Genomic DNA, 5,602 nt, shown 5'->3' with positions numbered 1-5,602 from the left:
ACGAAGTGAAACGCGCGTTTCTTCTCGGTCGTAGAACATGCCGGCGCAGAGCCGCCGGCATGCCACCCAGTGGCGCTGATAGCTAAGCGCCTAACCAAATATCGCAATCCCAGAGGCGAACACACGGATGACCGATACACAAATGGGCGCGGCGCCGGATGCGCCGCGCCGCTACCCTTGTCCCGGCTGCGGGGCCGATCTTGTCTTCGATCCCAAAGGCGGCCAGCTCAAGTGTCCCTATTGCGGCCGCACCGAAGAGATTCCACAGAGCGCTGACGCCGTCAATGAACTGTCTTATGAGGCGTATCTTGTTCCGCGCCCCGACCAGATGCATGCGCTGACCGCCAATGCGCTCGAAGTCCAATGCTCCGGATGCGGTTCGACGGTCACCTTTGAGCCCCCCGATGTCGCCGGCGAGTGTCCGTTCTGCGGCGCCAAGATCGTCGCTCAGCCTCGGAGCGCCGATCCGCTGGTGGCGCCCTCCGGCGTGCTGCCCTTCCAGCACACCCAGCGGCAGGCGACCGAGTCGATCAAGCAGTGGCTCGGCTCCCGCTGGTTCGCTCCGAACGCCTTGAAAGCCCAGGCGCGCCAGGAGGCGATCCAAGGCGTCTATCTTCCCTTCTGGACCTACGATTCGCACACGACAAGCCACTACACCGGCGAGCGCGGCGAGCACTACTGGGAAACGGAGACCTACACCGAGACCAACTCCGAAGGCAAGTCCGAGACAAAAACTCGTCAGGTTCAAAAGACCCGCTGGTGGCCCGCATCCGGCGTGGTCGCGCGCTGGTTCGACGATGTCACTGTTCCCGCCACGGCGTCCGTCTCGCGCCCGCGCCTCGATTCTCTCGAACCCTGGGGGCTGGACCAAGTCCGCCCCTACGACCCGCGCTTTCTCTCTGGATACAAGGCCCAGCGCTACCAGGTGAGCCTGCCGGAAGGCTTCGAGATCGCCAAAAATATGATGGCGAGCACAATTCGAAGCGACGTCAACTCCGACATCGGCGGCGATGAGCAGCGGATCCACAACATCGCCACGTCTTACTCGGGAATCACCTTCAAGCATCTCCTGATGCCCGTTTGGCTGACGGCCTACCGTTACCACGACAAAGTCTACCAAGTCATGGTCAACGCCCGCACGGGCGAAGTGCAGGGCGACCGCCCCTACAGTTTCTGGAAGATCTTCTTCACGGTGCTCTTAGGCATCGCCATTTTGCTGCTGATCTACGCGGCGGCTCAGGGACAAAGTCATTGAGTACGAAGCTAAGCATCGAGGAGTTCAAATCGGATCCCGCAGCCTATCTCCATCGGGCGCAGGCTGGGGAGGCATTCATAGTGCTGGAAGCGGGACGCCAGATCGCAGAGATTACTCCTATTGTCGAGGTGAAACCCGTTTCCACACAAGCACGACGCCCATTCGGCCTATGCGCCGGAGAATTTACCGTACCCAAAGATTTCGACGCGCCATTGCCGGATGATATTTTGCAGGGCTTTTCTTAATGCTTACGAAACTTCACCGTCTGCTTTCCGCCCGAGAGCAAATCAATCGTGCTGATCAACTCATGCGATGGAAGCGCGATCAAGCCGGGCGTGTACATCGTCTCTCGGCTGGCGTCCACCGTCTCTAACTCTCCCCATGTGTCGAACGAATCCAATGTCCGGATAAGCTTGATGTGCGCGTTGCGCTTGCCGGGCGGGGCGCTGTCGAGTGAGGGCGCAGGGAAGTCGTCGTCGGTGCAGAAGATGACGTGGAGGGAGTCGCCGATACGAACAACGGTTGGGCAGTAGGCGTTGAATGCGACGCCGCTCTTGACGGGCGCCCAGAACTTTCGGCGGCTGGCGTAGTCCCAGGTCTTGCCGTTGTTATAGGATCGGATGGAGAAGAGGCAGTTGACGTCGGGCTTGTCCGGATCCACGCCTTCACAGACCAGCATCATCTCCTTACCGCTCAGATTGCAGACCGTGGCCATTCCGTCACGAGACAATCTCTTCTCATCAAGCGGGCGACTGGCGACAACAGACGCACGCCATGCCTTCCCATTCGCGCGCCGGGGGCGCGACGCCATGCTGATCCACTGCGAACCCGGATGGCCGGCTTTCGCGGGAGTTTCTTCGTCATCATAATAGCATTGGATGTCGCCATTGCGGGAGAACCACAGCTCAGGCGCGCCGATAAATCGACCACTGGTCGTCCGTGCGACCACGCTGTCCTCGGCCCAGGTCACGCCGCCGTCTTTGCTTCGGCAGACGATGACTCGCCATTCTTTCCCCTCATGCTCCCGAAAAGCGCAATACACCTCGCGGCCGCCGTCGCTCAGAAAGCTGCCGTCTCCGTAAACCACGCCCGGCTTTGACGGGGCCGCCGTCCCAATCTGTTTCCAATTCGCGCCGCCGTCGCCACTTGCCCACACTTCGACTTGCCGACGGGTTCGGCCGCCCACCATTTGGCCATTCGACAATGTGATCGACCGAACAGCGGCGGATGTACTGGGATTCTTATTGGCCCATTCTGCTTGTGCGTGTGTAGGAGCGATTAACGCCGCCGCCAGTGCGAGTATAAGGAGCAGAGACTTCATGGATATTGAGGGCCTTTAATGCAATCTTATAGGATATGCCTGTGCGAAACCATTCTTCTCCATAGACGTTCTATTATCATTCGTAACATCGTTTGGCAAGAAAAATATGAAACTCGCTTTACCACTCGCGCTCCACATAGGCGTCGCCGCTCTCGCCCTCGCCACCCAGCCTGTCCACGCTTGTCTCAACGACCGCGATACTCTCGCGATCGAGGCGCAGCGGCAGCCGGATGTTTTGCAGGCAATCACAGGACGTTTCGAACGCAACCCGCCCTTATACTACCAAATGCGGCTTGCACGGGTCGCCAAAGACCTGCGAGCGCATCTCGGCAATTTAGACGAATACGATGACGCCGCCGTCGCCTGCGACCGGCTTGGGCGTGATGACGAAGCCATCGTCTGGATGAACGAAAAACGCGCACAGCTCGCGCCGCTGGCGGGCGCGGACGCCGCACTGAAGGAAGAATGGTACAAATACTACGCCAATATCGGAACCTGCCGCGTACATCGGTGGATACGAGCGGGAGCGGATCGTAAGCATCTCGCCGAAGTTCGCAAGGCGCACAGTGAAATTACGCAGGCAATCAAGATCAATCCAAACGCGCATTTTGGACGCGAAAAGTACCAGCAGATCGTGATGGAATGGCTGATCGACCCAATCGAGCATACGGAACGAGGCGCTCCGGCGCAGCCTCTTTGGCAATATGTCGGCACAAAAGTGAACTCCGAGCAATTTCCACAAGCGGCGACTGGATTTGCGGGGCTGATTATGCTGGGGAACGCCTGGGAAAGCGTCGACATCTTCTCTACGCTCGCCTCGGTCTGCCTCACTGCCGAGCAAAGCCCCACACACCTTGGGTATTTGGCCGCATTGCGCGCGGATGAGCTTACAGCGACCGGCCATCAGTCGCTGCTGCATGGAGTAGATCCCGCGTTTGATAGAACGAATGGGACAAAAAACGACAAAGAAAATTACAATGCGCTGCGCGCGGAGGCGGTCCAGTGGCACGCCGCGAGAACCGCCTATATGAACGCGCGCCTCCAGGCAGGGCGCCATCCCGATACGGACTCAACATTCTGGGCGGACTACCATAGCTCACCGCCGTTCAAAATCCCCTACGAAAAAACGCGGCTCCAGCAGAAGAAGGATTTTGAACGCCTGGCGCTAGGAGTTGCTATATTCATTGCACTTCTGGTGATTACTCCGATCATCGTGATGGTCTACAAGTCTGTGGGCGCTCGCCGACGTCGTGGGGGACAATAGAAAGGACTGATTCTTTCAATTGCTCTTCTCCCAGCCCACTGAAAACGTGATGTCCGGGCCGATCCCCGCAAGCGCCGGAGCGCCGTAGTTAAACAAGTCCCCGTTCTCGGTAAAGGCGTAGGTCCACGAATTTCCGTTTCCCACGCGGCGTCGGTACGCGAGGGATATGGTGGACTGCGTTCCATCGGCAAAGCGGTTGCCCGTACGAACGGCCGCATCCCCTTCTTCCGTCTGCACCAGCCAGCTGGCGTTTGCATTTGCGGCGTATTCCAGCGCAACCGAGGTATGGTAGATGGATGAGCGTGTTTCATCACTTAGCACGCCGGCGCGCCCAATTTTGACGACGCTCAGATTGGCGTAGAGGGCGAGACGCGACGAGAGCATTTGGTCAAGATCGAGGTCCACACCGTAATCCACGCCGCCGCTTCCCAGCAATCGGTTCTTGTCGCCTGTCGGAAGCTTGACGCCGAGGCGCGCTGCGACGCCGGTGCGTGGGCCGCGCCAGAGCGCGCGTTTCAAGGTCAACTGCGCGTCGCCCAGGCCGAAGGCGCTCCCAAAAGATGCGCTGTCGCCCCCGGGCCGATTGAAGCTCACGATGCTCTCATATGACGGCACGTCGCGTCGGCCAATATAGACATCGCGGATCGGACGGTCGAAGCCGACCCACCGATGGTAAGTCTCCGCCATCTTGTCCAGCACGCCCCCGTTGCGCGCGACGACCGGGATCATCGCTGAAATCTCAATTCCGCTCCCCATTCCCCGCGCGTAACTCAGCGCCATCCGCTGCGTCTCCGTATCCTCCCGCACTGCCGCGCCTTCGCCGGGACTGGGGATCAAGACATCGTTCGCAATATCAAACTGTGCGGACGTTCGAGTCTGTCCACTGGGAAGAACCGTGGCGGACTGAGGCGAAAAACCTAGAAACAGCAATTGGTAGGGCCGCTGGTTGCGCAGGTCGGCTGGACCTTGAAAGCCGGCGGGGTCAGCATAGACAGGAGACAAACAGGCGAGCATGAGACAGGAAGAAATAAGAGTAAGTCGCATGGATATGCTTTCTGGGAATTGGCGTTGTACCCGAGTATAAAACTGGCGTTTCCGAAAAACTTACCCGTATTGAGCCAGTATAGGCGTCGCCACATCCCTGTGTCAAGAACCTATGCTTGGCGGATTGAGTTTGGTTTTCCCAGGAGGCGGGTATAAAAAACCTACTGAAGCAACAATGGCGTGTTGTGGGGACTTGTTTGCAAGACTCTCAGGGCGCTCTCCAATCCAAACGGCAGGACGCTTTTCCAAACAATCTCCCACCGAACAGCCTCGCGGCGGCGCAGGCATGCGCCGTCGCAGCTTTTCACATTGAGTAATGAGCGCCGCCGTCTTTCAGCGCAAACGTCTTTTATCTTATCGATGTGAAGACGCCCGTCTGGGAGAATCGAAAGGGTCACATGATGCAGGAATCACCATCGTCGGTCCGGGAATCTCAGGACACGACCGATTACTCTTATAGTCCGGGCCACTCTCTCAGCGGCGTTTCGTTCGAGGACGTTCCGCCGGCGTCGGCCGACGCCGATCTTTCGGATTACGAGGCGTCGACGGGCGCGGCGATCGATCTTGATGCGCCGATTTACGCCTCCCCAGGCGCCCAGCAAGCCGCATACACCCCGACCATGGGCGGAGGGCTCAACTTGAGCGAGCCTGTTTATGCGTCTCCGGATACCGAAGAGCCCGCCTATACGCCGCCGATGGGAGCGCCGCTGAACCTGGA

General features: G+C 58.9%; 6 protein-coding genes. 4 read left to right on the top strand and 2 right to left on the bottom strand.

What is annotated here, in order from left to right; all coding sequences use genetic code 11:
• Positions 1 to 127 precede the first annotated feature (127 nt).
• Together ABIZ35_RS28910 and ABIZ35_RS28905 are read left to right on the top strand one after the other, a co-directional pair.
• Entirely contained in the window at positions 128 to 1,255 is a 1,128-nt protein-coding gene (locus ABIZ35_RS28910) for a hypothetical protein (protein WP_348223420.1), read from the top strand.
• Positions 1,252 to 1,500: a type II toxin-antitoxin system Phd/YefM family antitoxin gene (locus ABIZ35_RS28905; protein WP_348223419.1), complete on the top strand. Its 249-nt coding sequence runs from the start codon at positions 1,252 to 1,254 to the stop codon at positions 1,498 to 1,500. Before ABIZ35_RS28910 ends, ABIZ35_RS28905 begins: the two co-directional genes overlap by 4 nt.
• Here ABIZ35_RS28905 and ABIZ35_RS28900 read toward each other — a convergent pair.
• Positions 1,497 to 2,576 (bottom strand): hypothetical protein, encoded by a 1,080-nt coding sequence (locus ABIZ35_RS28900; protein ID WP_348223418.1) that lies wholly within the window; start codon positions 2,574 to 2,576, stop codon positions 1,497 to 1,499. The two genes, ABIZ35_RS28905 and ABIZ35_RS28900, sit on opposite strands and share 4 nt — an antisense overlap.
• A gap of 106 nt (positions 2,577 to 2,682) precedes the next feature.
• Between ABIZ35_RS28900 and ABIZ35_RS28895 the strand changes: the two genes are divergently transcribed.
• Positions 2,683 to 3,840, top strand: a complete 1,158-nt coding sequence (locus tag ABIZ35_RS28895; protein ID WP_348223417.1) for a hypothetical protein — start codon at positions 2,683 to 2,685, stop codon at positions 3,838 to 3,840.
• 15 nt (positions 3,841 to 3,855) lie between these two features.
• Here ABIZ35_RS28895 and ABIZ35_RS28890 read toward each other — a convergent pair whose 3' ends face one another.
• Positions 3,856 to 4,884: a DUF3187 family protein gene (locus ABIZ35_RS28890; protein WP_348223416.1), complete on the bottom strand. Its 1,029-nt coding sequence runs from the start codon at positions 4,882 to 4,884 to the stop codon at positions 3,856 to 3,858.
• Positions 4,885 to 5,282: 398 nt separating this feature from the next.
• Here ABIZ35_RS28890 and ABIZ35_RS28885 point away from each other — a divergent pair.
• A partial coding sequence (locus ABIZ35_RS28885) for a hypothetical protein (RefSeq protein ID WP_348223415.1) occupies positions 5,283 to 5,602 on the top strand: 320 nt, incomplete at its 3' end.

The organism is Capsulimonas sp., assembly GCF_039929585.1.
Lineage (GTDB): Bacteria > Armatimonadota > Armatimonadia > Armatimonadales > Capsulimonadaceae > Capsulimonas.
Note: the sequence above shows the minus strand (reverse complement) of the source record. Positions and strands in the feature narration are given on the sequence as shown.